Consider the following 25,222-nt stretch of genomic DNA (forward strand, 5'->3'; position numbering starts at 1 on the left):
GCGCTTGGGCAGAAGATAACCAAGTCATTTACAAACCAAGCGCTTGCTTGGTAATGTCGACGCACTTCGGTTGGAGGTGGCTATGGAATGGACTGCGCCTAAAACAATTCGCATCGGTTGCGCCAGCGCCTTCTGGGGCGATACCTCGACCGCTGCCGCGCAACTCGTGGAACACGGGCATCTGGACTACCTGGTCTTCGATTACCTGGCCGAAATCACCCTGTCGATCATGGCCGGCGCGCGGATGAAAGATCCTCAGGCCGGCTATGCGGGCGACTTCATCGAAGTGCTCGCGCCCTTGCTGCCACAACTCGCACAGCAGAACATCCGGGTCATCAGCAATGCCGGCGGGGTCAATCCCCAAGCCTGCGCCGCCGCCCTGCAAGCGGCCTGCGACAAGGCCGGGGTGGCGCTGAAGATCGCCGTGCTGCTGGGGGACGACCTTCAGCCGCAATTCAAACAGCTGCGCGACCTGGGCATTCATGAAATGTTCAGCGGCGCGCCCCTGCCATCGATGTGCCTCTCGACCAACGCCTACCTCGGCGCACCCGGTATTGTCGAAGCCCTGCGCCTGGGGGCGGACATCGTGATCACCGGGCGCGTGGTCGACAGTGCGGTGGTCAGCGCTGCGCTGGTGCATGAGTTCGGCTGGTCGTGGCACGACTACGACAAGCTCGCCCAGGCGGCATTGGCCGGGCACATCATCGAATGCGGCGCCCAATGCACGGGCGGCAACTTCACGGATTGGCGCGACGTCCCCGACTACGAACACATCGGCTTTCCCATCGTCGAAGTCAGCGCCGACAGCCAGTTCATCGTCAGCAAACCCGAAGGTACCGGCGGGCTGGTCACGCCACTGACGGTGGGCGAACAGATGCTGTACGAAATCGGTGACCCCCGGGCATATCTGCTGCCCGATGTGGTGTGCGACTTCACTCAGGTCAAACTGCTGCAACAAGGCAAGAACGCAGTGCAGGTGCACGGCGCCAAAGGCCTGCCGCCAACCGCACAATACAAGGTCAGCGCCACCTGCCCCGATGGTTTTCGCTGCACCGCCAGTTGCCTGATTGCCGGCATCGATGCCGTCGACAAGGCGCGACGAGTCAGCGATGCGATCATCAACAAGACCTCGGAAATGTTCCGCCAGCGTGGCTGGGCACCCTACAGCGACGTGAGTATCGAGTTGCTGGGCAGCGAGGCCACCTACGGCCCCCACGGCCAGCGTCAGGACACCCGCGAAGTGGTGATAAAGCTCGCGGTGCGCCATCCGGACAAGCAGGCCTTGATCGTGTTCTCCCGGGAAATCGCCCAGGCCGCCACCGGCATGGCGCCGGGGCTGACCGGCATTGTCGGTGGCCGGCCGACGGTGTATCCGCTGATCCGGCTGTTCTCGTTCCTGATCGACAAAACCGCCTGCACGCTGGACATTGATTGCATGGGCCAGCACCACCGGTGTGCCCTGCCCGCCCTCGATGTGCTCGACCCGCTGGACCTGCCAGCCGCGCTCGCACCACCGAAACCGACGGGCCTGGCCGACTCCAGCGTGGCCCTGGTCAAACTGGCGGTCGCCCGTTCCGGCGACAAGGGCAACCACAGCAACATCGGCGTCATGGCCCGCGAGCCCGAGTTCCTGCCATGGATCGCCGAAGCCTTGACCCCGGAAGTGATCGTCGACTGGATGGGCCACGTTCTCGATCCCATCCACGGGCGAGTCGAACGCTGGTACTTGCCCGCCAGCCACAGCCTGAATTTCCTGCTGGAAAACGCCCTCGGCGGCGGCGGTGTCGCCAGCTTGCGAATCGATCCGCAAGGCAAAGCCTTCGCCCAGCAACTGCTGGAAATCCAGATTCCGGTGCCGCAGCGCATCGCCGACCAGTTCAACTAGAGGATTGCCGCCATGGCCTACGATTCGATTTTCAAAGCCGATTTGTTTGCCGGCCAAAACATCATCGTCACCGGCGGTGGCAGTGGCATCGGCCGCTGCACCGCCCACGAACTGGCGGCCCTCGGCGCCCATGTGCTGCTGGTCGGGCGCAAGGCCGACAAGCTGAAAACCGTTGCAGCGGAGATCGCCGAAGACGGCGGCAAGGCCGATTGGGCGGTTTGCGACATCCGCGAGGAAGAACCGGTGGAGCACCTGGTCAGCGAATTGATTCGCAAGCATGGCCCCATTCATGGCCTGGTCAATAATGCGGGCGGGCAGTACCCCTCGCCCCTGGCCTCGATCAATCAGAAGGGGTTCGAAACCGTGATGCGCACCAATCTGGTGGGCGGTTTCCTGATGGCCCGGGAAGTGTTCAACCAGTCCATGAGCAAGCACGGCGGCGCGATCGTCAACATGCTCGCCGACATGTGGGGCGGCATGCCCGGTATGGGTCACTCCGGCGCGGCACGTTCGGGCATGGACAACCTGACCAAGACCGCTGCGTACGAATGGGGTCATGCCGGGGTGCGGGTCAACGCCGTGGCGCCGGGCTGGATTGCCTCCAGCGGCATGGACACCTACGAAGGCGCCTTCAAGGCTGCGATTCCGACGTTGCGCGAACACGTGCCGCTCAAGCGCATCGGCACCGAATCGGAAGTCAGCGCGGCGATTGTATTCCTGCTCAGCCCGGCAGCAGCGTTCGTCAGCGGCGCCACCTTGCGCATCGACGGCGCCGCCAGCCTCGGCGGGCGCGCCTGGCCGATTCACAAGGCAACCAACAGCACGTCGTATAACGGCTTCCATCGCGCCTACGTACCAGACGTGTTGAAGGACAAGGAATAACCCATGCCGGTGATTCAGTCGTTACTCGATCCCCACAGCGAGCCGTTCGCCCGGAACCGCGCGGCGATGCTGAGCGCCATCGAGCAAGTTCGCGTGCTCGAACAGAACCTGCTGAACAAGGCTGCCGAAGCCAAACCCAGGTTCGAAAAACGCGGTCAATTATTGCCCCGTGAACGCCTCAATCTACTGTTGGACCCCGGCGCGCCGTTTCTTGAACTGGCGAGCCTGGCCGGCTACAAGCTGCACGACGACAAGGACGGCAGCTGCGCCGGTGGCGGCTTGATCGCCGGTATCGGTTACGTATCCGGCGTGCGCGTGCTGGTGGTGGCGAACAACAGCGCGATCAGGGGCGGAACCATCTCCCCCAGCGGTTTGAAAAAATCCCTGCGCCTGCAACAGATCGCCATGGAAAACAAACTGCCGGTGATCACCCTCGCCGAAAGCGGCGGTGCCAACCTCAATTACGCGGCGGAGATTTTCGTCGAAGGCGCACGCAGCTTTGCCAATCAGGCGCGGATGTCGGCCATGGGGTTGCCGCAGATCACTGTGGTGCACGGCTCGGCCACGGCGGGCGGTGCCTATCAGCCGGGGCTGTCGGATTACGTGGTGGTGGTGCGCGGCAAGGCCAAGCTGTTTCTCGCCGGCCCGCCACTGCTCAAGGCCGCCACCGGAGAAGTCGCGACCGATGAGGAACTGGGCGGCGCCGAGATGCACGCACAAACCGCCGGTACCGCCGAATACCTGGCTGAAAACGACGCCGACGGTGTGCGTCAGGTGCGCGAGATCGTCGCCTTGCTGCCGTGGAACGAGCAGTTACCCCGACTCCCCGAACGTCGCTGGGAGGAGCCGCTCTACCCTATCGACGAACTGCTGGGCCTGATCCCGGATGACCCGAAAAAACCCTACGATGTGCGCGAAATCATCGCCCGGATTGCCGACGCTTCAAACTTTCTTGAGTTCAAGGGCGAATTCGATCATCAGACTGTGTGCGGTCATCTGAAAATTCAGGGCCGCGCCTGTGGCTTCATCGGCAACAACGGCCCGATCACGCCAAAAGGCGCGAGCAAGGCCGCGCAGTTCATCCAGCTGTGCGACCAGAGCCGCACGCCGCTGCTGTTTTTCCACAACACCACCGGGTTCATGGTCGGCACCGAATCGGAACAGCAAGGCGTGATCAAGCACGGCGCGAAGATGATCCAGGCAGTGGCCAACGCCCGGGTGCCGAAGCTGACCATCGTCGTCGGTGGCTCCTATGGCGCGGGCAACTATGCGATGTGCGGACGCGGCCTTGACCCGCGCTTCATCTTCGCCTGGCCCAACAGCCGCACCGCCGTGATGGGCGGTGCACAAGCGGGCAAAGTGCTGCGCATCGTCACCGAGGCCAAACAGGCCAAGGACGGCCTGGTGCCCGATCCGAAAATGCTCGACATGCTCGAACAGGTCACCGCGCAGAAACTCGACAGCCAGTCCACGGCGCTCTACGGCAGCGCCAATCTGTGGGACGACGGATTGATCGACCCGCGCGATACCCGGACTTTGCTCGGTTACTTGCTGGACATCTGTCACGAGGCCGAGGTGCGGCCATTGCAAGCCAACAGTTTTGGCGTAGCCCGCTTCTAAGGGCGATCAGAGGAGAACAATAAAAATGATCTTCACCCAGGAACACGAAGCACTGCGCCGCACCGTGCACCAATTCGTCGAGCACGAGATCAACCCGCACGTCGAGGAATGGGAAAAGGCCGGGCGCTTCCCCATCCACGACATCTTCCGCAAGGCCGGCGACCTCGGTTTGTTGGGTATTTCCAAACCGGAAAAATTCGGCGGCATGGGGCTCGACTACAGCTATTCGATCGTCGCGGCCGAAGAGTTCGGCACCATTCATTGCGGCGGCATCCCGATGTCCATCGGCGTGCAGACCGACATGTGCACACCCGCCCTGGCACGGTTCGGCTCCGATGAGTTGCGCGAGGAATTCCTGCGCCCGGCCATCAGCGGCGAGCAGGTCGGCTGCATCGGTGTCTCCGAAGTCGGCGCCGGTTCTGACGTTGCCGGATTGAAAACCACTGCGCGCAAGGACGGCGACGATTATGTGATCAACGGCAGCAAGATGTGGATCACCAACTCGCCGAGCGCCGACTTCATCTGCCTGCTGGCCAACACCTCGGACGACAAACCGCATATCAACAAGTCGCTGATCATGGTGCCGATGAACACACCGGGCATCAGCCTCAGCTCGCACCTGGACAAGCTCGGCATGCGCAGCTCGGAAACCGCCCAGGTATTTTTCGACAATGTGCGTGTACCGCAGCGCAACCGCATCGGTCATGAAGGTGCGGGGTTCATGATGCAGATGCTGCAGTTCCAGGAGGAACGCCTGTTCGGTGCGGCCAACATGATCAAAGGCCTGGAGTACTGTGTCGACAGCACCATCGAATACTGCAAGGAGCGCAAGACCTTCGGCAACGCGCTGATCGACAATCAGGTGATCCACTTCCGCCTGGCGGAACTGCAAACCGAAATCGAATGCCTGCGGGCACTGGTCTATCAGGCCACCGAGCAGTACATCAAAGGCCAGGACGTCACGCGCCTGGCCTCCATGGCCAAGCTCAAGGCCGGGCGGCTGGGCCGCGAAGTCAGTGACAGTTGCCTGCAATACTGGGGTGGCATGGGCTTCATGTGGGACAACCCGGTGGCCCGGGCTTACCGTGACGTGAGGCTGGTATCGATCGGCGGCGGTGCCGACGAAATCATGCTGGGGATCATCTGCAAACTCATGGGCATTCTGCCGGGGAAAAAGAAATGAACAACCTGCCGGTTTGCCAGACCTTGTTGCTGGAACTGCACAACGGTGTGTTGCACATCACCCTCAACCGCCCGGAATGCCGCAATGCGATGAGCTTGCAGATGGTCGCCGAGTTGCGCTCGGTGCTGGCAGCCGTGCGCGATGACCGAGGCGTCCGAGCCTTGGTGATCGGCGGTGCCGGCGGTCACTTTTGCGCTGGCGGCGATCTCAAGGATATGGCCAACACCCGTACTCAGGGTTCGAGCGCACACCGCGACTTGAATCGGTTGTTCGGTGCACTGCTGCAAGAGGTGCAACACGCGCCACAAGTGGTGATCACGGTGTTGCAAGGCACGGTGCTTGGCGGTGGTTTCGGCCTGGCCTGTGTCAGCGACATCGCCATGGCCGATCACCAGGCGCAATTCGGCCTGCCGGAAACCAGCCTCGGCCTGCTGCCGGCGCAGATCGCGCCGTTCGTGGTGCAGCGTATCGGTTTGACCCAGGCCCGAAGACTGGCCCTGACCGCGGCCCGCTTTGATGGCAACCAGGCGCGCCGCATGGGGCTGGTGCATTTTGTCGAGCATGATCCGCAGGCCCTGGCCGAGCGTCTCGATGAGGTGTTGGCCCATGTGTTGTGTTGTGCGCCCGAGGCGAATGCGATGACCAAGAAACTCTTGCTGGCAAGCGCTGGGCAGCCCTCGGATGAGTTGCTGGATCAAGCGGCTCAATGGTTCAGCGAAGCGGTGACCGGGGCGGAAGGCGTCGAGGGAACGATGGCTTTCGTGCAAAAGCGTAAACCGGGGTGGGCCATTTAAAAACTTCGCGAGCAGGCTCGCTCCCACATTTGAAATGCATTCCCCTGTGGGAGCGAGCCTGCTCGCGAAGAGGCCAGCACTTTCACCGCACAATTCGAGAGACGCCCCATGCCCGGACTCAAGAAAATCCTCATCGCCAACCGCGGTGAAATCGCCTGCCGCATCCAGCGTACGGCCCAGGCGCAGGGCTATCGCACGGTCGCCGTGTTCAGCGACGCCGACGCCGATGCACTCCACGTGCAGATGGCCGACGAGGCGGTCAACATCGGTCCGGCCCCGGTGCACCAGTCTTATTTGAACGTCCAGGCCATCCTCGATGCGGCCCGGCGCACGGGCGCGGATGCGATCCATCCGGGCTACGGCTTCCTCTCGGAAAACGCCGGGTTTGCCCTCGCGTGCCAGGACGCCGGCATCACCTTCATCGGCCCCAGCCCCGCGGCCATCGAACTGATGGGCAGCAAGCGCCTGTCGAAGATTGCCATGCTCGAAGCCGGCGTGCCCTGCATCAAAGGCTATCAAGGCGCCGAACAGGACGACACCACCCTGAGCCGCGAAGCCGGGTGCATCGGCTATCCGTTGATGATCAAGGCCAGCGCTGGGGGCGGTGGACGCGGCATGCGCCTGGTGCACAACGCCAGCGACTTGCTGGAACAGATTCGCACCGCGCGCTCCGAAGCCATGAACGGTTTTGGCAGCGGCGAACTGATTCTCGAACAGGCATTGGTCGAACCCCGTCACGTCGAGGTCCAGCTGTTCGGTGACCGGCATGGCAACCTGATTTACCTCGGTGAGCGCGACTGTTCGGTGCAGCGCCGGCATCAGAAAGTCATCGAGGAAGCACCCTGCCCGGTGATGACGCCTGAACTGCGGCAGGCCATGGGCGAAGCGGCGCTCAAGGCCGGGCGCGCGGTGCAGTACGTCGGTGCAGGCACGGTGGAGTTTTTGCTGGATGCACGCGGGCAATTCTATTTCCTGGAGATGAACACCCGGCTGCAAGTGGAGCACCCGGTGACCGAACTGATCACCGGCCTGGACCTGGTGGCCTGGCAGTTGAATATTGCCGAAGGGCAGCCGCTGCCCTTGCGCCAGGAGCAGGTGCAACTCCACGGGCACGCCATGGAAGTACGCCTGTATGCCGAAGATCCGGCTCAGGGTTTTCTGCCGCAAACCGGGCGCGTCGTGGCCTGGGAACCGGGATTGCAGGACGGCGTGCGGATCGACCACGGCCTGATCGAAGGCCAGGTCATCAGCCCCTTCTACGACCCGATGCTCGGCAAGCTCATTGCCCACGGCGCCACCCGCGAGCAAGCCCGACGCAAATTGCTGCGGGCGGTACAAGACAGCGTGCTGCTGGGCGTGCAAAGCAATCAGCGTTTGCTCGCCAGCCTGCTGGAACACCCGCAGTTCGCCGGCGGGGACTTCAGCACCGGGTTCATCGCGCAGCACTTTTCCGAGCATGCCTGCCTGCAATCCCATGCCCCGGGCGCGCATCACCTGGCCATCGCCACCGCCCTCTTCTATCAGGCCTCAGCGCAGGCTCATCCGGCCGCGCTTTGCGGTTGGCGCAACAACGCCAGCGTACCGCTGCACTATCGCATCGGTCTTGAGGATCAGGATTGGCCGGTAGCATTGCGGGCAATCCCCGGCGAGCCGTTGCACATTCAGGTCGCCGGGCACAACCTCGCTCTGCAGATCATCCACAACGACGGACGCTGGGCCACCCTTGAGATCGATGGCATCCGCCAGCGCCACGCTTATCGCCTGGAGGCCGGGCAGCTCTGGCTGTTTACCCGCCCAGGCAACCTGCAGTTTGAGGATCGCACCCAGGCACAGGTGACCGGCCAGGCCGGTGTCAGCTCCGGCACCCTCAAGGCACCGATGGACGGGGCGATTGTCGACGTCCTGGTCAATGAAGGCAGCCCCGTGAGCAAGGGCCAGTTGCTGGTGGTACTGGAGGCGATGAAAATGGAGCACCCGTTGAAATCGGGCATCGACGGTGTGCTCAAACGCCTTCAAGTCAAAGTCGGGGATCAGGTAAAAAACCGGCAGATTCTGTTGGAGGTCGAATAAGCCGCTAGGCGGAACCGCCGGGTTTGGCTACGCTCAAACCCTACAGGACGCGGATACCAGGAAACCTGCAATGCCTCACTGGCTGGTCATTGATCTGGAGGCCACCACCGATGAAGGTGGTTGGCCCGTAACGGATATGGAAATCATTGAAATCGGCGCCACCCTGGTGGACCGCAAGGGACGCGAACTGGACCAGTTCCAGCGCTTCGTCCGGCCCTCGCGACGGCCGTTGCTGACGCCGTTTTGCCGCGAGCTGACGCACATTACCCAAGCCAATATCGATGCCGCGCAACCGCTGGGCGAAGTCTGGCCGGCATTTGAACGCTGGCTCGGCCAACACCACACACGACTTGAGGGCTGGGCCAGTTGGGGCGATTACGATCGCAAACAATTGCTTCAGGATTGGCAGCAACTGGGACTCGCCAGCATGCTGGCCAACGTGCCGCACATGAACCTCAAACAGCGCTTTGCCAAGGCCCGACGCCTGGAACGTCCGCTGGGGTTGAACGGCGCCTTGCAACTGGCCGGCCTGCAGTTCACCGGCCAGCAACACCGGGCGCTGGAAGATGCGCGCAATACCGCACGCCTGCTGCCGCTGGTTCTGCCGCTTTAGACAGGTGACGACGCCAAGAGCCTTGTGCATACTGGCCGGCCCTTTTTAGCCCTTTTCGAGGAATCGCCCATGTTTAAAGTCAACGAGTACTTCGACGGCACCGTCAAGTCGATCGCCTTTGGCACCGCAGAAGGTCCAGCGACCATCGGCGTCATGGCTCCGGGCGAGTACGAATTCGGCACCAGCCAGCGTGAAATCATGCACGTGGTCAGCGGTGCACTGACCGTCAGGCTGCCGGACAGCAGCGACTGGGAAACCTTCGCTGCCGGCAGCCAGTTCAATGTGCCGGCCAACAGCAAGTTCCAGCTGAAAGTGGCCGTCGACACTGCCTACCTGTGCGAATACCGCGGCTAAGCCTGCGCGGCCTCAACCAAAAAAAGTCGCCGCAATAAAAATGCCCGTGTTTTTCGACACGGGCATTTTTATTTCTGCGCAAAGTTACTCGAGGATCTCCACCGGCATGCCGACTTCGAGTCGACCGTTGCCGTCGTTGACCAGGTTCTGGCCGAACATGGCGCCGTCCGCCTGGGCACGGTATTTCTGCAAGGTGGCCAAGGGTTCGCGGTCGTCACCGCGCTCCCCGGTTTGCGGGTCGATGGTGGTCAGGATGCAGCGTGAACAGGACTTGACCACGCGGAACTCGACCTCGCCGATACGAATACGCTTCCAGCCGTCCTCGGCGAACGCTGCACTGCCTTCGATCACCAGGTTCGGCCGGAAACGCAGCATCTCCAACGGACGCCCGACCCGTTGCGACAAGTCCTCGAGAGAGGCCTGGCCGATCAGCAACAGCGGATAGCCATCGGCGAACGCCACCTGATCGTCATCCTTGCCGTAGCCAGCCTCCGTCATCCGCGCCCGTTCGAGCGGCACTTGCACCAGGCGTGTCGGTTTGCCGATGAACTGGCTGACCCAGGCACCGGCTTCATCGCCTGCATCGGGCACTCGCAAGGTATCGCGCCAGATCGTCACGCCTCGCAATTGTGCATCGCTACCTGGCAAGGCAATGTCGATCGGCGAATGGCCGGGCGCACTGAGGGTCAAGCCACCTTCGACATTCCACAACGCCGACAACTGGCTCATCTGCGCCACCGCACGCTGGGTCAGGAAGCGCCCGCTGGCCTCGTCCACCAGCATCCAGCGTCGATCGCCGTCCAGCCCGAGTTTATCGAGACCGGTCTGTTGCAGCGTCTCGCCTTTGGCGGATTTCAACGGATAACGATACAGCGCGCTCAGACGCAACATGGCCAGCTCCCTGATAGGCAAAAACGCCACCCTATACGAGCTTGAAGGCCGAATCAAAGACCAAAAACCCTGTAGGAGCAGCCGGTCGACGCTCGATTGCTCGCGAAAAACCCAAGGACGCCGCTGGGCATCTGGTTTTACGCGTTATCGTTCAAGACCATCGTCGGAACGCCGCCCGGAGCAAGCTCGCTCCTACAGTAGTTGACCATGGCCTGATCAGGCCGGTACGTCGTCAAGCATCAGGCGCTGGCGCACCACGTCGACGAGTTTGTCCGGCTGGAATTTGGAGAGAAAGTTGTCGCAGCCGACCTTTTTGACCATCGAGTCGTTGAAACTACCGGACAAAGAGGTGTGCAGCACCACGTACAAGCCGCGCAGGCGTGGATCGTTGCGAATTTCGGTGGTCAGGCGATAGCCATCCATTTCCGGCATTTCCGCATCGGTGAAGACCATCAGCAGTTTGTCGGTCATGTCCACGCCGGTATCGGCCCAGGCCTTGAGCATGTTCAAGGCCTTCAGCCCGTCACTGGCGATGTGCATCTTCACGCCGAGCTGTCCCAGGGTATCGCGCAATTGCGCCAGGGCCACGTTCGAGTCGTCCACCAGCAGCACCTCACGACCACGGGCACGTTCCAGCACCGGATCTTCGAGCTTGTCGCGGGAGACTTTGGCGTTGTACGGGACGATTTCGGCCAAGACCTTTTCGACATCAATGATTTCCACCAGTTGATCATCGACTTTGCTGATGGCCGTCAGGTAGTGCTGGCGGCCGGCACTGCTCGGTGGCGGCAGGATGGCTTCCCAGTTCATGTTGACGATCCGGTCCACGCCACCGACCAGGAAGGCCTGCACCGAACGGTTGTATTCGGTGACGATAATCGTGCTGCCAGGCCCCGGCACCAACGGGCGCATACCAATGGCCTGGGACAGGTCGATCACCGGCAGGGTCTGGCCACGCAGGTTGACCACGCCGCACACAAAAGGATGGCGCTGCGGCATCAGCGTCAACTTTGGCAGTTGCAAGACTTCCTGTACTTTAAAGACGTTGATCGCGAACAATTGCCGTCCGGCGAGCCGGAACATGAGAATTTCCAGGCGATTCTCACCCACCAATTGCGTGCGTTGGTCTACCGTGTCGAGAATGCCGGCCATCAATGACTCCTGGTCTTGTTCGGATGATTTCACTCAAGGAAGGTTATCGGCTGTTTTTGCCGAAGCTTGACCCTCTCTGAAATGCCACGCCCGGCCATTGATGTCATATTAACATCATGCTTTACTGGCGCCGTTATCACATCCGCCGCACTTCTGCGCCACACGACCTTTGCGCGTGCGAAAGGTTCCCCTGCGTAAGGGATTCCCCTATCAACAATCAGGCGCAACCTGATATTCGCAATATCCAATAGCCATTAATGTGACGCCATTCTCATTGCATGAACGGAGTCAGGCTTGTGTGTGCGATCGCAAGTAAGTGGCCAACCACCCTCTCGTGTTCCCCAGCCTGCCTGCGGGCCAGCCGCAGCTCGTTCACCCGACGACTCGACAATGCCGGGGTCCCGACCGCCCTCGTCGACACACTCGATATCCCCTCATTTGACATGACGTTGTGGAGATAAGTATGCCGAACGACCGTAAAGAGTGGGCCCGGCGGCTCCCGGAATTCCTCGTCGAGGCTGAAACACTCCTGGCTAAAACCGAGGAATGCCTGAGTCATCTGCAGCTGATCAGCAATGACAAGGACGCCATCGACTGCCTGCTCAGCACACTACTCAAGCTGGCCAACAAGGCCGATGCCCTGGCGTTGGCGACCGTGTCTGAATTTTCCCTGCATATTCATGGCCTGCTGAACCACGCACAGAACACCATGAGCCTGCACGACGAGGCACTGAATGCCCTGAAAGACTGCCTGACCCTGATTGCCTGGCAACTCGAACTCATCGACCAGACCACCGGACAGCTCAGTCTCGACGACAGCGAACAGGCCACCCTGATCGAAGCCTTTGCCTTTCAGGTCGGGCAAAGCCGGTTTCAACCACCGGTCAACTCCAGGCCGTTCACCCTCGTGTCCTATTCGCAGCGACAGGCCTGAACTTGCCGAACCACGCCCCATGGCGTGTTTCGGTTATCAATACCGCGCTGTAACTTGAGTGCGCACATGTCGCAATTGATTTTCTCAACGCTATAAACGACCTCTTTTAACAAACACATCAACCAACTTGTTCCTTTATGGAACCATCGCCGAACGACTGGACTCCTGACTTTTCGGACATATATACGGACGCGACCAACGGTATCTTAAGTGCTACTATGCCGCCTGTTAGTTGACGCCAATTAGTGGCAGTGTGGTTGCAGCCGGACGGTTTGGGGCTGATTTCTCCAAATAAGTACACCCCGTTGAAGTCGACGCTCCAGATTAAAAAACAGGGGCCTGTCAGCCAGCATGACCGGCCTGCCCGCAGCGAACATCCATTGGCTCCATCCGCTATGCACGCCAGCCTCAAGTCAATCGCCACGTGGCCACCCTCTCGAGAAAGTGCACGCACATTCACGCTGTTGTTATGCGCCTGCTCGACGCTCGGCAGTCTGTTGGCCTATGGCTTGTCCAACCCGTTGCCCCTGCCATTGCTGGTGCTCAACGTTGCGGCGCTGACCAGTGCGGCCGTGCAGTACTGCCTCTCGCGCAAATCCATCAAATTCCAGCCCCAGGAACTGGCCGACCGACTGTTGCAGGTTCAGGAAAACGAGCGTCACCGGCTGAGCCGGGAACTGCATGACGACATCGGTCAATTGCTGACCGCCGCAAAACTGCAAAGTGACTGGCTCAAGCGCCGGATGCCCGAAGAACTCCAGGAGCAATGCTCGGTCCTCTGCGACACGCTGGAAGAAACCCTGACCAAAGTTCGTGACGTATCCGCCATTCTCAATCCCCGGCAGTTGACCAGCCTCGGGCTGGAGGCCAGTCTGCGCGCGCACCTGCTCAAGACCCTGACCAACACCCCGGTGCACTGGAGCCTGGAATGCCAGCAGCGCCTGACCGGCATACCGGAGGAAATGGCCTTGGCGGCTTTCCGCATCACCCAGGAAGCGGTCACCAACATCCTGCGACATGCCCAGGCCAAGAACCTAGTGGTCTGCCTGCAGCGCCTGCCACAAGGCCTGAAGTTGCAGGTCAGCGATGATGGTCAGGGCTTCGCGCCTGCAACCGACCCCGGTCGTGAAGGGCAACGTGGCATGGCCGGGATGTCGGAACGGATCGATCAACTGGGTGGCACGCTGACCGTGACCAGCGAGCCGGGCAAAGGCACCCAGATCGAAGCTCTTTTTCCCTGGGCGCCCCGTACGCTCGAACGGGCCAGTTCGAATAAGGTTATGCATTGACTTGTAATTTACTACTGGTGGATGACCACTCGCTGATCAGGGCTGGCGTGCGCGCTCTGGTAATGGATCTGCCGGGCTATGCCGTCATCGGTGAGGCCAGTGACGGCTCGCAGTTGCTGGAAATGGTCGAGCAGCTGTCCCCGGACATTGTCCTGCTGGATATTTCGATGCGCCAGACCGGCGGCCTCGAAGCCTTGCAGCAACTCAAGCGGGTGCGCCCGCAGAGCAAGGTCCTGATCCTCTCGATGCATACCGACCCGGCCCTGATCATGCAGGCGCTGGAATCCGGAGCCCATGGCTACCTGCTCAAGGACACCACGGCGACCGAGCTCGAGCACGCGCTGGAGGCCTTGCGCAACAACGAGCGCTATCTGAGCCCGGCCATTGCCCACACGGTGATCAACCAGGCGCTGACCCGAAACCAGAAGCACCCGCCCGAACCTGCCGACTCGCACAACCTGACGGCACGTCAGCTGGAAATCCTGCGGTTGATCGTTCGCGGAAAATCCACTCGAGAGATCGCAAATGGCCTGGGGCTGAGCGTCAAGACCGTAGAAACCCACCGTTCGCAGATCATGAAGCGTCTGCAGATCTACGACGTGGCCGGCCTGGTGCTGTTTGCCGTACGCGAACAAATCATCAGCCTTGACGACTAGCAGCGAATCCTCAAGCAGATGCACGAGTAACGCCGCCGGGCGAACCGAGAAACGCAAGTTGTCCCCTTCCAGGGCAGGCGCGCGCGAATAAACATGCTGTCGACGCCAGAAGCCTCCCCCCGTTAAAAGTCGCAAGAAAACGAATGACTTCCAGTCGGACAGTCTTATCCCCCCACACGGCAGGATTTTTCTTACAAAACGTGAGGAATCGGCTCAATTGACCGGAAACCTGAATTGGTAGACTTTTGGGGGCTAGAGCAGGACACCACAAGGACGTGCCATGCAAAGCCAAAACCTCGGATCGCCGGCCATTTCGTTCTTGCCGCTCACAGACAATAAAAATGCAGGCCATCGAGCTGAATACCGCAACAGCCCAAAAGCCACGGGAGAAGTTGATATGGAACCTCGCGTCACCGAGCTGGAAACACACCTCAAGAGCTTACGCAGGGACATGGACGAAGTCCTGGATGACGTCAAATCCATCAAGCACAGGCTTGCCTATTCCGCCTGCGGAACAGCCGTGATCCTCGGCCTCCTTGGCTGGATCGCCAATAGCCGTTTCGAGCAGGTTATTTCATTGCTTCTGGCGCATTGAGTGGCCCTCAACACAAAACCCGGTTCAATCAACCGGGTTTTGTGTGACCAGGCCGCTGAAACCATCAGCTCAGAACTTCACTCAGTGGAATGAAGAAAACGCTATCGCCCTGAACCAGCGTGCGACCTTCCAGGACTTCTACCAATCCATCAGCCCAGGCGGCGCTACGCAGTACGCCAGAACTCTGGTTTTTGTAGATCGTCGCCCTGCCGTTTTCCAGCCGTGCGCGCAAATACTCACGCCGATTGCCAGGTTTGAGCCAGTCAAACCCTGCCGGCACCTGCACCTTCAGCGGCTCGACTTCTTTTACACCCTGACGGCGCAAGAGATAGGGCCTGGCCAACAATGCAAAAGTCACGAGGGTCGATGCCGGATTGCCCGGCAAGCCAATCACCGGCACTCCGCGAAAATGTCCGAAGGTCAGCGGTTTACCGGGCTTGATGGCGAGTTTCCACAGCGTCAATTCGCCCTCTTCACGCAAGGCGATGCCCAGAAAATCGGCTTCCCCTACCGATACGCCACCGGTCGAGAGGATCAGGTCGACATCCTTCAACTCACCCAATCGGGAGCGAGTGGTTTCCAGATTGTCTGGCAGAATTCCCGCGTCGACGACCTCACACCCCAAACGCTGCAACCAGCTGCACAACAACACCCGGTTGCTGTTGTAGATCTGTCCCGGCCCCAGCGTCTGCCCAGGCTCAATCAATTCGTCGCCGGTGGACAGCACCGCCACACGCACCTTGCGAACCACCTCCAGCTCAGCGCACCCCAATGAGGCAGCCAATCCTTGCTCGATCGGCCCCAACCGCGTACCTGCCGGCAGAATCAGCTCGCCGACGGTGGTTTCCTGGCCTTGCGGACGGATGTTCTGACCTTGGGTCAAGGCTTCAGCGAAACGTACTCGCTCATCCGCCTGAACCTCGACATTTTCCTGCATCTCGACGCAATCGGCACCGGCGGGAACAGGCGCCCCGGTGAAAATGCGCGCACAGGTTCCTGGCTGCAACGGATCGGGGGCCTGGCCGGCAAACACCTTCTGACTGACCACCAACGGCTCTCCCGTCCAGTCAGCCATGCGCAGGGCAAAACCATCCATGGCACTGTTGGGCCAGGGTGGCAGATCAAGGGTCGACACCAGGTCTTCAGCCAGTACACGCCCCTGTACCTGTGCCAACGGCAAGCGTTCGCGCTCGACAATCCTTGAGGCCTCGGCCATTTCCAGCAAGCGTGCCAACGCCAGCTCGACGGGCATCAGGCTGCCAGTCTTGCCAGGCTTACCCACGGGATTCACAAGGCGCTGCCTGTTTCAAGTGAGGCACGAAATTGCACGGACGATGCCGCGAATCCAGTTGCTCGGCCAGTATGCCGTCCCAACCGGTGCGCACGGCATTGGTCGAGCCCGGCAAGCAGCAAACCAACGTGCCGTTAGCCAAACCGGCCAACGTCCGGGACTGAACGGTCGAGGTGCCGATATCGGCAACCGAGATCTGGCGAAACAGCTCACCAAATCCATCAACCTGTTTGTCCAGCAGGCAACTGACGGCTTCCGGCGTGCTATCACGCCCGGTAAAACCGGTTCCGCCGGTGATCAGCACAACCTGCACGACATCGTCGGCAATCCAGTTGGCGACTTGCGCGCGAATTTTGTAGAGGTCATCTTTGAGCAACACCCGGGCTGCCAGGTTATGACCGGCAGCGGTCAGGCGGTCGACAAAGACCTGACCTGAGGTGTCGGTTTCCAGTGTGCGGGTATCGCTGACAGTCAGCACTGCAATATTCAGTGGTGCGAAAGGCACATCAGCCTTGGCTTTCATAGGCTCGTCCAGTTGTAGGAGAAACAGCCCGGTGTTATATCACAGCGCTCGGTTTTTTCGCCGCTCCCATGGAGACCTGCCATGACCTCGAATTCACAATTGCCACCCTGCTCCATTCTGCTCCTGGCGGGCGGGCGCGGCCAACGTATGGGCGGGCGGGACAAAGGATTGCTGGACTGGCACGGCGAACCGTTGATTGCACACTTGCATCGCAAGACCCGCCCGCTGACCGATGACCTGATCATCTCCTGCAATCGCAACCTTGAGAAGTACGAGCCCTACGCCGACCAGTTGGTCCACGATGATGAAGGTGACTTCCCCGGGCCGCTGGCCGGTATTCGCGCAGGCCTGAAAGCGGCTCGTCATACCCATCTGCTGGTCCTGCCCTGCGACGTTCCCGGCATTGATGCGGCGCTGATCGGCAATATGCGCGAGGCCGCCAACCTGCATCCGGAAAAGCCGCTGATGGTGCGGCATGATGGCCACTGGGAACCGTTGTTGTGTGTGATTCCTGTGCTACACAGGGCAGCATTTGAAAACGCCTGGAACGAAGGTGAGCGCAGCCCTGGCCGGTTGATGCGCAAGCTCGGTGCGACCGCACTGCAATGCCCCGACAAGGACCCTCGGCTGGCCAACCTCAACACGCCGGAACTGTTAAGCGGTCATAACACTGTGTCAGACTGAGATTAATCAGGAACTTGCGCGAACGGTGCACGTCTCAAGTTCAGTAACCAAAGATTTCTTTTTCGGAGATACACACTCATGACTCAACGGACCCTCGCCACTTTCATGCTCGCACTCGGTCTCGCCACCCTCGCCGGTTGCGCATCACCTACGGTGATCACCTTGAATGACGGTCGCGAAATCCAGGCCGTCGACACGCCAGATTTCGACAAGGATTCCGGTTTCTACGAATTCGAACAGCTCGACGGCAAACAGACCCGTATCAACAAAGACCAGGTTCGTACCGTTAAGGAGCTGTAATCCTGGCACCGCCGGATACAGAAAAGCCCGCTTGATGCGGGCTTTTTCATGCCTGAAGAACAATGCTTCAGGGTAGCTTTGTGATCACCATTGCAGGGTGATTTCACTCTCGAACTCTCGCGCCCGGCCTGTGACCGGATCGATAAATTTCAGCCCCTGAGCCAGCAGTTTCAAAGGATTGGCGTAGTCATCCTGCGCATCCTTGAGCACCTCGGGGTAAAACGGGTCGTTGCAGATACCGGCTCCCAACGCCGCCATATGTACCCGCAGCTGATGTTTCTTGCCCGTCACCGGGTAAAGACCGTAACGCCAGAGATCCCCCTGTTTCTCCCTGACTTGCATCGCTGTCTCGGTGTTGCTGGCCCCGGGCCCCTCCTGCATGCGGAAAAACGGTTCGCCATCGACCAGTCGGCTTTTATGCACCAACGGGAAAGCAAGCTCAGGCAACGCCGCTGCGATGGCCTCGTAACGCTTTTCGATCTGCCGGGTTGGAAACAACGACTGATAAGCCGAACGACTCTGCGGATTGGCGGAAAACAGTACCAGCCCTGCGGTATGCCGGTCGATGCGATGCAATGGCACCAGATGCGGGTTGTCCAGGCGACGGATCAAGCGCCTGAGCAGCGTCTGTTCGACGTATTCGCCAGCCGGCGTCACGGGCAGAAAGTGCGGTTTGTCGGCCACCACCAGATGCTCGTCCGCGTACAGGATCGACTCGATCACCGGGATCGGCTTTTCATCCGGCACCTCGCGAAAATAATGAATCCGCAAACCTTCCTTGTAGGCCAGATCGAGGGCTATCGGCATGCCCTGTCCATCGAGGACCCGGCCACGGGCGATTCTGTCCAGCCATTGTTCGCGACCGATGGCGCTGAAATGCTCGCACAGGCAATCGACAACGGTGTGCCACTGGCCGGGCGGCAAGTAGAGCGTACTGGCCTGACTGTGTGCCGCGGAAAAAGAAGAAGTGGACATACGAAAGCTCTAACCCTCAGTGCAGAGCGGCATTATCCAACAGCAAGGGGAATGAACCTAGGGGCCGTTCTCAATTAGTTTTCCCGTGAAAACTAATTGAGAACGCCACTGGAGGAGATTCCTCAAGCCGGGATCAGCGTGCGCGCCGCCGCTTCGGTGTACTCCTTGAGCCAGCGCAACACATCGACTGCCTCCCAGCGGGCAGGGTCATACAGGGCGTACAACAATCCCTGATAACCCACGACATCGAGTTGCCGGTGATATCCCGCGCGCTGAAACAAGGCTTCGATTTCTGCGAAACAGGTATTGAAATGCGTTTTATTGAAGGGCGTTTTCCCCTCGGTCACCAGACCATCCAGACTCAACTCAAGGACGGCTTCGCGCACGACGTCTGCGGACATCCGGTTCACGCTGTTCTTCAACTGTTCGACATTGACCACGATTCATCCCTCTCACGCTCGGGCTTGCCGGCTCACTCCCGTAAATCAGGAGCGGCAAGGCAGGCGCCGCGAATAACTGTATGAGCATACAGTATCCGATCAACACCGATTAAGCCAAGGGGATCAATCGCAAAGTTCGACAGGCGGGACATGTCGCCAGCGCAAAAACCGCTCAACGCAGGAATATCACCACCTGATCGGCACTGAACGGCCAGCCCAGCTCAGCGCCGGTATCAACTCGTCGCAGCACTGGAATTCGCAGGCTGTAAGCGGCGTACCACTCTTCATCGTCGGCGATATCCACCAGTTCCACCAGCAGGCCGCGCTCGACGAACTCCATCAACATGGCTTCGGCTACTTCACAGAGGTGGCATCCAAGGGTGCCGAACAGCTGACATTCGGGATACATGAGCGCTCAACCAGATAATGAATTGATCATTCTAGGCCTGCCCCGAAAAACCGTCGAGCCATTGAGCTCCCTGCCCTGATGCCACAGACGATGAAAAGACCTGAATCAGTCCTGGCTCACGGCACCGATCTTGTGGATCGACAGGTCCGCGCCGTAATACTCCTGTTCCTGACTCAGGCGCAATCCATGCAACGCCTTGATCGCGCCATACACGGCAAACCCGCCGGCCAGGGCCACAGTGATGCCCAGTGCAGTGCCGATCAACTGGCTGATCAAACTGACCCCACCCAGCCCGCCCAAGGCGCTCTGACCGAAAATGCCGCAGGCAATGCCGCCCCACACGCCGCACAAGCCATGCAACGGCCACACACCCAATACATCGTCGATGCGCCATTTGCCTTGGGCCGCGGTAAAGCACCAGACAAACAGGGCCCCCGCGATGGCACCGGTGACCAGCGCCCCCACAGGATGCATCAGGTCGGAACCGGCACAGATTGCCACGAGCCCCGCCAACGGACCGTTATGCAGAAAGCCGGGGTCGTTGCGCCCGACAATCAACGCCGCCACCGTACCGCCCACCATGGCCATTAGCGAGTTCACCGCCACCAGTCCGCTGACACCTTGCAGGGTTTGCGCGCTCATGACGTTGAAGCCGAACCAGCCAACGATCAGGATCCACGAGCCCAACGCCAGAAACGGGATGCTCGATGGCGCGAACGCAACCAGGCGACCTTCGCGATAGCGGCCATTACGTGGCCCGAGCAACAGCACCGCCGCCAGTGCCAGCCAACCGCCCATGGCATGCACCACCACGGAGCCTGCGAAATCATGGAAACCGGCGCCGAAGCGCTCCAGCAACCAGGCTTGCAAACCCAGGTTGCCATTCCAGACCACGCCTTCGAAGAACGGATAGATGAACGCGACAATCAACGCGGTTGCACACAATTGCGGGACAAACCGGGCGCGCTCGGCGATCCCGCCGGAAATGATCGCCGGGATCGCCGCGGCAAAGGTCAGCAGGAAGAAAAACTTCACCAGTCCATAGCCATGGTCGGCATTGAGCACGGCCGCTGGCTGCATGAATGTCACGCCATAGGAAATCCAATAGCCTATAAAGAAGTAGGCCAGTGTCGAAACGGCGAAGTCACTGAGGATTTTCGACAACGCATTGACCTGGTTTTTCTGTCGCACGGTTCCGACTTCGAGAAAGGCAAAACCGGCGTGCATGGCCAGAACCATGACCGCACCGATCAGAATGAACAGCGTGTTGGAGCTATGGACCAGGGTGTCCACAGCGCTTTGCAGGTTTTCCATGGGATGGGCAGACCTTATGGCAGAAAAAAGCACCAAAGCAGTTCGCGATGACTGTCCGTGCACCAAGTTGCGGCTTCCAAGCATCAGCGCACTGATCTCGTTGAACCACTTTGGCGCACGGACGCCCTCCAGGAAAAACGCGCCCCGGACGTTTACGCGAGTTTTTGATTGTTGGTCCTACGGTTTTACTGAAATCATGCCCGGCCATAGCGCAATGGTGCGAACCGGTGCACCACGACAAAGCAAAAGTTGTACCAGTCATTTGTACTGAACCTTCGCCGAAGGCTCATACTCGAACGCATCAGAAAGCCACTTAAGGAGATCCACCATGGCCCGCACCCAGGCAAAGACCGCCCAAGAAATCCTGATGAACGACTTTCAGACACTGGTCAGTGACACCGAACGGTTGCTGGAGCACACCGCGACCCTGGCCGGCGATCAGGCCGACGAATTGCGCGAGCAGATTCACGACAGTCTCTTGCGTGCCCGTGAAACCCTGAAACTGACCGAAGACTCCCTGCGCGAACGCGGCAAGGCAGCTGTCACCGCCACTGAAGACTATGTCCAGGCCAACCCTTGGCAATCCGTCGGGATCGCGGCCGGCGTGGGGTTCCTGATCGGCCTGCTGGCCAGCCGGCGCTGATATGTCGATCGGTGAATCCGGCCCGTCTGTAGCGGGTACCAGCAGCTCCTCATCGCGGCGCCTGGGCGCTGCCTTCCTTGGGTTGCTGCACAGCCATGTCGAACTGTTCGGCATCGAATTGCAGGAACAAAAAGCCCGCACCGTCAGCCTGTTGCTGTTTGCCGGCCTGGCACTGGTGTTTGCATTGCTGCTGTTGGTGGGGTTGTCGACGCTGGTGCTTATCGTGTTCTGGGACACCTATCGCCTGACCGCCATCATCGGGCTCTGTGTGTTCTACACCCTCGCCGCCATATTCTGTGGAATGCGTTTGAGAGCAGCGATTTTCGATGAATCCTCGCCCTTCCACGGCACACTGCAAGAGCTGGCCAACGATCGGGAGCGCCTGCTGCCATGAGCCTGCCTGAATTGCCACACAACAGCTCTCGCACGGAAATGCGCAAGGCCCTGATCCGCTTGCGCATGGAAATGCATCGTCAGGAAATCCGCCACGAATCCGCGCAACTGCTACAACCTTTGCAGCGGGTGCGCGGGATCACACAAAACCTGCAGGACGGTTTTGGTATCAAGCACGCGCCACTCTGGGGCGTGGCCGCCGTCACCTTGCTGGGCTTTCTGAGCGGCAAGGGTGCAAAAAACGGTGGCGGCCTCAGCAGCCTGACCCGGCTGGTCCGGCTCGGTGCCACACTGGCGCCGCTGATCAAGCTGATCACGCAGGGCTCTTCGCGCAAAGACTGACCAGTTTTTTCTGGCTGTATTCTTGCCATGCCGACGGGATGCGCCCCTCTATCGAGGGGTGCAATCCTGTGTGCCTATCCGGTCAACAGGCACCCTGCAAAAAAAGATCTTACAAGGAGGCCTCGATATCGACGCCGCCGAGTTGTAGTTCCGCTTGCAGGTCATGGCGCGAAACGGGAAGCTAGGCCATCAGTCACCTGACGGAGAGACCCCGCCTTGGATTGGCACACTCTGCTTACCCGCGAACGCCTCGGAAAGCCTCTGCACAGCCCTGAAGAACTCGGCCGCAGCCCTTTTCACAAAGACCACGACCGCATCATTTTCTCGGGGGCTTTCCGCCGCCTCGGGCGCAAGACCCAGGTCCATCCGGTGTCCAGCAATGATCACATTCATACGCGCCTGACCCACTCGCTGGAAGTCAGTTGCGTGGGTCGTTCACTGGGCATGCGGGTCGGCGAAACCATCCGCAATGCCCTGCCCGACTGGTGCGAACCCAGCGACCTGGGGATGGTGGTGCAATCGGCTTGCCTGGCACACGACATCGGCAACCCGCCTTTCGGCCATTCCGGTGAAGACGCGATCCGGCACTGGTTCCAGCAAGCCGCCGGCCGTGGCTGGCTGGATGCAATGAGTGAAGCCGAGCGCAATGACTTCCTGAATTTCGAAGGCAATGCCCAGGGCTTTCGGGTACTCACTCAACTGGAGTATCACCAGTTCGACGGCGGCACCCGACTGACCTATGCAACGCTGGGCACGTACCTGAAGTATCCATGGACGGCCAGGCACGCCGACTCGCTGGGCTACAAGAAACACAAGTTCGGCTGTTATCAGAGCGAGCTGCCGCTACTCGAGCAGATCGCCCATAAACTCGGCCTGCCACAACTGGAGGAGCAACGTTGGGCGCGACATCCTCTGGTGTACCTGATGGAGGCTGCCGACGACATCTGCTATGCACTGATCGACCTGGAAGACGGCCTGGAAATGGAGTTGCTGGAATACGCCGAAGTCGAATCCCTGCTGCTGGGCCTGGTGGGCGATGACTTGCCGGAGACCTATCGCCAGCTCGGCCCCGGCGATTCGCGCCGACGCAAACTGGCGATACTGCGCGGTAAAGCCATCGAGCACTTGACCAATGCCGCGGCCCGGGCGTTTGTCGAGCAACAGGATGCGCTGTTGGCCGGTACGCTTTGCGGCGACCTGGTGGAACACATGCACGGTCCCGCCAAGCGTTGCGTGCTGAATGCCAAGGACATGGCCCGCAAGAAAATCTTCCAGGACAAACGCAAGACTCTGCACGAGATCGGTGCCTACACCACACTGGAAATCCTGCTCAACGCCTTTTGCGGCGCAGCGCTGGAGCAACACAACGGACGTACGCCGTCGTTCAAGAGCCGTCGTATCCTTGATCTTCTGGGCAACAATGCACCCGACCCTCACGGCCCATTGCACACTTCGTTTTTGCGCATGATTGATTTCATCGCCGGCATGACCGACAGCTATGCCAGTGACATGGCCTTGGAAATGACCGGACGCGCCAGCCACTGAGGTGTATCGATTGATCAGCCATTACGGCATTCGTAATGGCTGATCCCCCCTTCAAACTCCAACAGCACTCAAGTTTCGTCGAATCGCCCTACAGCACCTGTCGAGCAAACTGATCGCTTGTCCGGCACTCTCGCGAAACAATCGCCCTCCCTTCTGTTCGACAGATGAAGTGCGCCCATGGCCGAAGACGATCTACGCATCCTCGTGGTGGAAGACCATCCCTTCCAACTAATAGCCACTCAGTACTTGCTGGAAAGTTATGGTTTCACCCGGCTGACTACCTCCGATAGCGCCAAAAGCGCCATGCAGCAAATGCTCGGAGCCGACCAACCGTTCGACATTCTTTTATGCGATCAATGCCTGCCCGATCTGACGGGACTCGATCTGGTCCGGTTCGCCAGCCAGCGAGGGCTGATCAGACAGGCGATCATTCTGAGTAGCCTGACAACGTCTGAATTGGATGAGCTTGTAAAAACGGCCACTGATTACGGGCTGCCATTATTGGGATACTTGATAAAACCGCTGAAACAATCTGAATTTAGAGACTTGTTGACCTCAGCACCACTATAGAAAAAAGAAACATATAAAAGCCGGAAGACATACAGCGTAAAACTTACAGACAACTTCCTTCCAAAGTGCACCAAAGCGCTGGACTTCCTTAGCCTTCCTAATAAGAAACCTAGTTGATACGTAGTCCCATTCCTTTTAATCTGTAGGATTTCTCCTATATTGCTGCTACAGCTCGGTCAGTTCATGCGGCCCTTCAAGTATCTGAGCTAAGGTGCGCGCTTTATTTGAGCTCGCATGGGACTTGATTATGAACTCCGTTTTTATTGTCGACGATCACCCGGTTATCCGCCTTGCCGTTCGAATGCTGCTGGAGCATGAAGGTTACAAAGTCGTCGGCGAAACTGACAATGGGGTCGACGCCATGCAGATGGTTCGCGAATGCATGCCGGATCTGGTCATTCTCGACATCAGCATTCCAAAACTGGATGGCCTGGAAGTGCTATCCCGATTCAACGCAATGAATACACCTATTAAAACACTGGTACTGACAGCACAATGCCCGACACTTTTCGGCATTCGTTGCATGCAATCCGGTGCCTCGGGCTATGTCTGCAAACAAGAGGACATCAGTGAACTGGTCAGCGCCATAAAAGCGGTATTTGCAGGTTACAACTATTTTCCGAGTGAGGCCTTGAACCCCGTTCGCGGAGATGAAACACGCTGCATCGAACTGGAACTGTTCAAATCCGTAAACGACCGGGAACTGATGGTCTTACAACTTTTTGCCCAAGGTCGCACAAACAAGGAAATCGCCAAGGGGATGTTTCTGAGCAACAAGACCGTGAGCACCTACAAAAAGCGCCTCATGCAGAAGCTCAAAGCCAAATCCCTGGTTGAACTAATCGAGATGGCTAAACGAAACGCGCTAGTGTGAG

Annotated in this window: 28 protein-coding genes and 1 pseudogene; 20 read left to right on the top strand and 9 right to left on the bottom strand. The window is 59.5% G+C overall.

The annotated features are described in order from the left end of the window. The first annotated feature begins 82 nt into the window (after positions 1–82). The 8 genes from C8K63_RS27725 to C8K63_RS27760 all read left to right on the top strand — a co-directional run bounded on the left by C8K63_RS27725 (position 83) and on the right by C8K63_RS27760 (position 9,401). A complete protein-coding gene (locus C8K63_RS27725; RefSeq protein ID WP_108219598.1) occupies positions 83–1,885 on the top strand; it encodes an acyclic terpene utilization AtuA family protein in 1,803 nt (600 codons plus the stop codon). Positions 1,886–1,897: 12 nt separating this feature from the next. Next, positions 1,898–2,767 carry an SDR family oxidoreductase gene (locus tag C8K63_RS27730; RefSeq protein WP_108219599.1) on the top strand — a complete coding sequence of 290 codons (870 nt, stop codon included), beginning with the start codon at positions 1,898–1,900 and terminating at the stop codon, positions 2,765–2,767. Positions 2,768–2,770: 3 nt separating this feature from the next. Beyond that, entirely contained in the window at positions 2,771–4,387 is a 1,617-nt protein-coding gene (atuC, locus tag C8K63_RS27735; protein ID WP_108219600.1) for a geranyl-CoA carboxylase subunit beta, read from the top strand. Between the two features lie 25 nt (positions 4,388–4,412). Beyond that, a complete protein-coding gene (gene atuD / locus C8K63_RS27740; RefSeq protein WP_108219601.1) occupies positions 4,413–5,570 on the top strand; it encodes a citronellyl-CoA dehydrogenase in 1,158 nt (385 codons plus the stop codon). Continuing rightward, on the top strand, positions 5,567–6,364 hold the full coding sequence (locus tag C8K63_RS27745; protein WP_108219602.1) for an enoyl-CoA hydratase/isomerase family protein: 798 nt from the start codon (positions 5,567–5,569) through the stop codon (positions 6,362–6,364). The genes atuD and C8K63_RS27745 overlap by 4 nt, the downstream gene beginning before the upstream one ends. Positions 6,365–6,472: 108 nt before the next feature. Continuing rightward, positions 6,473–8,434 carry an acetyl/propionyl/methylcrotonyl-CoA carboxylase subunit alpha gene (locus C8K63_RS27750; protein ID WP_108219603.1) on the top strand — a complete coding sequence of 654 codons (1,962 nt, stop codon included), beginning with the start codon at positions 6,473–6,475 and terminating at the stop codon, positions 8,432–8,434. A gap of 70 nt (positions 8,435–8,504) precedes the next feature. Beyond that, positions 8,505–9,047, top strand: coding sequence for an exonuclease domain-containing protein (locus tag C8K63_RS27755; protein ID WP_108219604.1), 543 nt, complete (start codon positions 8,505–8,507; stop codon positions 9,045–9,047). A 69-nt stretch (positions 9,048–9,116) separates the two neighbouring features. After that, on the top strand, positions 9,117–9,401 hold the full coding sequence (locus C8K63_RS27760) for a pyrimidine/purine nucleoside phosphorylase (RefSeq protein WP_108219605.1): 285 nt from the start codon (positions 9,117–9,119) through the stop codon (positions 9,399–9,401). A gap of 84 nt (positions 9,402–9,485) precedes the next feature. Here C8K63_RS27760 and C8K63_RS27765 read toward each other — a convergent pair whose 3' ends face one another. After that, positions 9,486–10,292, bottom strand: coding sequence for an MOSC domain-containing protein (locus C8K63_RS27765; RefSeq protein WP_108219606.1), 807 nt, complete (start codon positions 10,290–10,292; stop codon positions 9,486–9,488). Positions 10,293–10,508: 216 nt separating this feature from the next. Continuing rightward, the gene (locus tag C8K63_RS27770) at positions 10,509–11,444 is read right to left on the bottom strand and encodes a chemotaxis protein CheV (RefSeq protein ID WP_108219607.1); all 936 of its coding nucleotides are present in this window, start codon (positions 11,442–11,444) and stop codon (positions 10,509–10,511) included. Positions 11,445–11,907: 463 nt separating this feature from the next. On the opposite strand from C8K63_RS27770, the gene C8K63_RS27775 reads away from it, so the two are divergent. The 3 genes from C8K63_RS27775 (at position 11,908) to C8K63_RS27785 (ending at position 14,323) form a co-directional block, all read left to right on the top strand. Continuing rightward, a complete protein-coding gene (locus tag C8K63_RS27775; protein WP_108219608.1) occupies positions 11,908–12,378 on the top strand; it encodes a hypothetical protein in 471 nt (156 codons plus the stop codon). Positions 12,379–12,773: 395 nt separating this feature from the next. Further along, positions 12,774–13,667 carry a sensor histidine kinase gene (locus C8K63_RS27780; RefSeq protein WP_108219609.1) on the top strand — a complete coding sequence of 298 codons (894 nt, stop codon included), beginning with the start codon at positions 12,774–12,776 and terminating at the stop codon, positions 13,665–13,667. Further along, on the top strand, positions 13,664–14,323 hold the full coding sequence (locus tag C8K63_RS27785) for a response regulator transcription factor (protein WP_108219610.1): 660 nt from the start codon (positions 13,664–13,666) through the stop codon (positions 14,321–14,323). The genes C8K63_RS27780 and C8K63_RS27785 overlap by 4 nt, the downstream gene beginning before the upstream one ends. Here C8K63_RS27785 and C8K63_RS31310 read toward each other — a convergent pair. Then, positions 14,285–14,430 (bottom strand): annotated as a pseudogene (locus C8K63_RS31310) (lipid kinase YegS); the annotation flags it as partial. The gene C8K63_RS27785 and the pseudogene C8K63_RS31310 sit on opposite strands and share 39 nt — an antisense overlap. A gap of 173 nt (positions 14,431–14,603) precedes the next feature. Here C8K63_RS31310 and C8K63_RS31055 point away from each other — a divergent pair. Next, positions 14,604–14,918 (top strand): hypothetical protein, encoded by a 315-nt coding sequence (locus C8K63_RS31055; protein WP_223530299.1) that lies wholly within the window; start codon positions 14,604–14,606, stop codon positions 14,916–14,918. 64 nt (positions 14,919–14,982) lie between these two features. On the opposite strand, the gene glp is transcribed toward C8K63_RS31055, so the two are convergent. Together glp and moaB are read right to left on the bottom strand one after the other, a co-directional pair. After that, a complete protein-coding gene (gene glp, locus C8K63_RS27795) occupies positions 14,983–16,209 on the bottom strand; it encodes a gephyrin-like molybdotransferase Glp (RefSeq protein WP_108219611.1) in 1,227 nt (408 codons plus the stop codon). Continuing rightward, positions 16,193–16,732 carry a molybdenum cofactor biosynthesis protein B gene (moaB, locus tag C8K63_RS27800; protein WP_108219612.1) on the bottom strand — a complete coding sequence of 180 codons (540 nt, stop codon included), beginning with the start codon at positions 16,730–16,732 and terminating at the stop codon, positions 16,193–16,195. The genes glp and moaB overlap by 17 nt, the downstream gene beginning before the upstream one ends. Positions 16,733–16,813: 81 nt before the next feature. On the opposite strand from moaB, the gene mobA reads away from it, so the two are divergent. Both mobA and C8K63_RS27810 read left to right on the top strand, forming a co-directional pair. Then, positions 16,814–17,416 carry a molybdenum cofactor guanylyltransferase MobA gene (mobA, locus tag C8K63_RS27805; RefSeq protein ID WP_108219613.1) on the top strand — a complete coding sequence of 201 codons (603 nt, stop codon included), beginning with the start codon at positions 16,814–16,816 and terminating at the stop codon, positions 17,414–17,416. Positions 17,417–17,494: 78 nt separating this feature from the next. After that, the gene (locus C8K63_RS27810) at positions 17,495–17,716 is read left to right on the top strand and encodes a YgdI/YgdR family lipoprotein (protein WP_108219614.1); all 222 of its coding nucleotides are present in this window, start codon (positions 17,495–17,497) and stop codon (positions 17,714–17,716) included. Between the two features lie 84 nt (positions 17,717–17,800). Here the strand turns inward: C8K63_RS27810 and C8K63_RS27815 are convergent, their stop codons facing one another. The 4 genes from C8K63_RS27815 to C8K63_RS27830 form a co-directional block, all read right to left on the bottom strand. Beyond that, positions 17,801–18,691, bottom strand: coding sequence for a pseudouridine synthase (locus C8K63_RS27815; protein WP_108219615.1), 891 nt, complete (start codon positions 18,689–18,691; stop codon positions 17,801–17,803). A gap of 122 nt (positions 18,692–18,813) precedes the next feature. Further along, the gene (locus C8K63_RS27820) at positions 18,814–19,131 is read right to left on the bottom strand and encodes a transcriptional regulator (protein WP_108219616.1); all 318 of its coding nucleotides are present in this window, start codon (positions 19,129–19,131) and stop codon (positions 18,814–18,816) included. Positions 19,132–19,303: 172 nt separating this feature from the next. Continuing rightward, on the bottom strand, positions 19,304–19,540 hold the full coding sequence (locus C8K63_RS27825; RefSeq protein WP_108219617.1) for a glutaredoxin family protein: 237 nt from the start codon (positions 19,538–19,540) through the stop codon (positions 19,304–19,306). Between the two features lie 105 nt (positions 19,541–19,645). Beyond that, positions 19,646–20,854: an ammonium transporter gene (locus C8K63_RS27830; RefSeq protein ID WP_108219618.1), complete on the bottom strand. Its 1,209-nt coding sequence runs from the start codon at positions 20,852–20,854 to the stop codon at positions 19,646–19,648. Between the two features lie 328 nt (positions 20,855–21,182). On the opposite strand from C8K63_RS27830, the gene C8K63_RS27835 reads away from it, so the two are divergent. The 6 genes from C8K63_RS27835 to C8K63_RS27860 all read left to right on the top strand — a co-directional run bounded on the left by C8K63_RS27835 (position 21,183) and on the right by C8K63_RS27860 (position 25,221). Then, entirely contained in the window at positions 21,183–21,497 is a 315-nt protein-coding gene (locus tag C8K63_RS27835; protein WP_007983472.1) for a YqjD family protein, read from the top strand. 1 nt (position 21,498) lies between these two features. Next, on the top strand, positions 21,499–21,891 hold the full coding sequence (locus tag C8K63_RS27840; protein ID WP_108219619.1) for a phage holin family protein: 393 nt from the start codon (positions 21,499–21,501) through the stop codon (positions 21,889–21,891). Next, complete coding sequence (locus C8K63_RS27845; protein WP_108219620.1) at positions 21,888–22,232, top strand: hypothetical protein; 345 nt, start codon at positions 21,888–21,890, stop codon at positions 22,230–22,232. Before C8K63_RS27840 ends, C8K63_RS27845 begins: the two co-directional genes overlap by 4 nt. Before the next feature lie 216 nt (positions 22,233–22,448). Continuing rightward, complete coding sequence (locus C8K63_RS27850; RefSeq protein WP_108219621.1) at positions 22,449–23,777, top strand: deoxyguanosinetriphosphate triphosphohydrolase; 1,329 nt, start codon at positions 22,449–22,451, stop codon at positions 23,775–23,777. A gap of 177 nt (positions 23,778–23,954) precedes the next feature. Beyond that, the gene (locus C8K63_RS27855) at positions 23,955–24,347 is read left to right on the top strand and encodes a response regulator (RefSeq protein ID WP_108219622.1); all 393 of its coding nucleotides are present in this window, start codon (positions 23,955–23,957) and stop codon (positions 24,345–24,347) included. A 247-nt stretch (positions 24,348–24,594) separates the two neighbouring features. Next, positions 24,595–25,221, top strand: a complete 627-nt coding sequence (locus tag C8K63_RS27860) for a response regulator transcription factor (RefSeq protein ID WP_108219623.1) — start codon at positions 24,595–24,597, stop codon at positions 25,219–25,221. The last annotated feature ends 1 nt before the right edge of the window (position 25,222 follow it).

Source organism: Pseudomonas sp. GV085, from assembly GCF_003050925.1.
Classification (GTDB): Bacteria; Pseudomonadota; Gammaproteobacteria; order Pseudomonadales; family Pseudomonadaceae; genus Aquipseudomonas.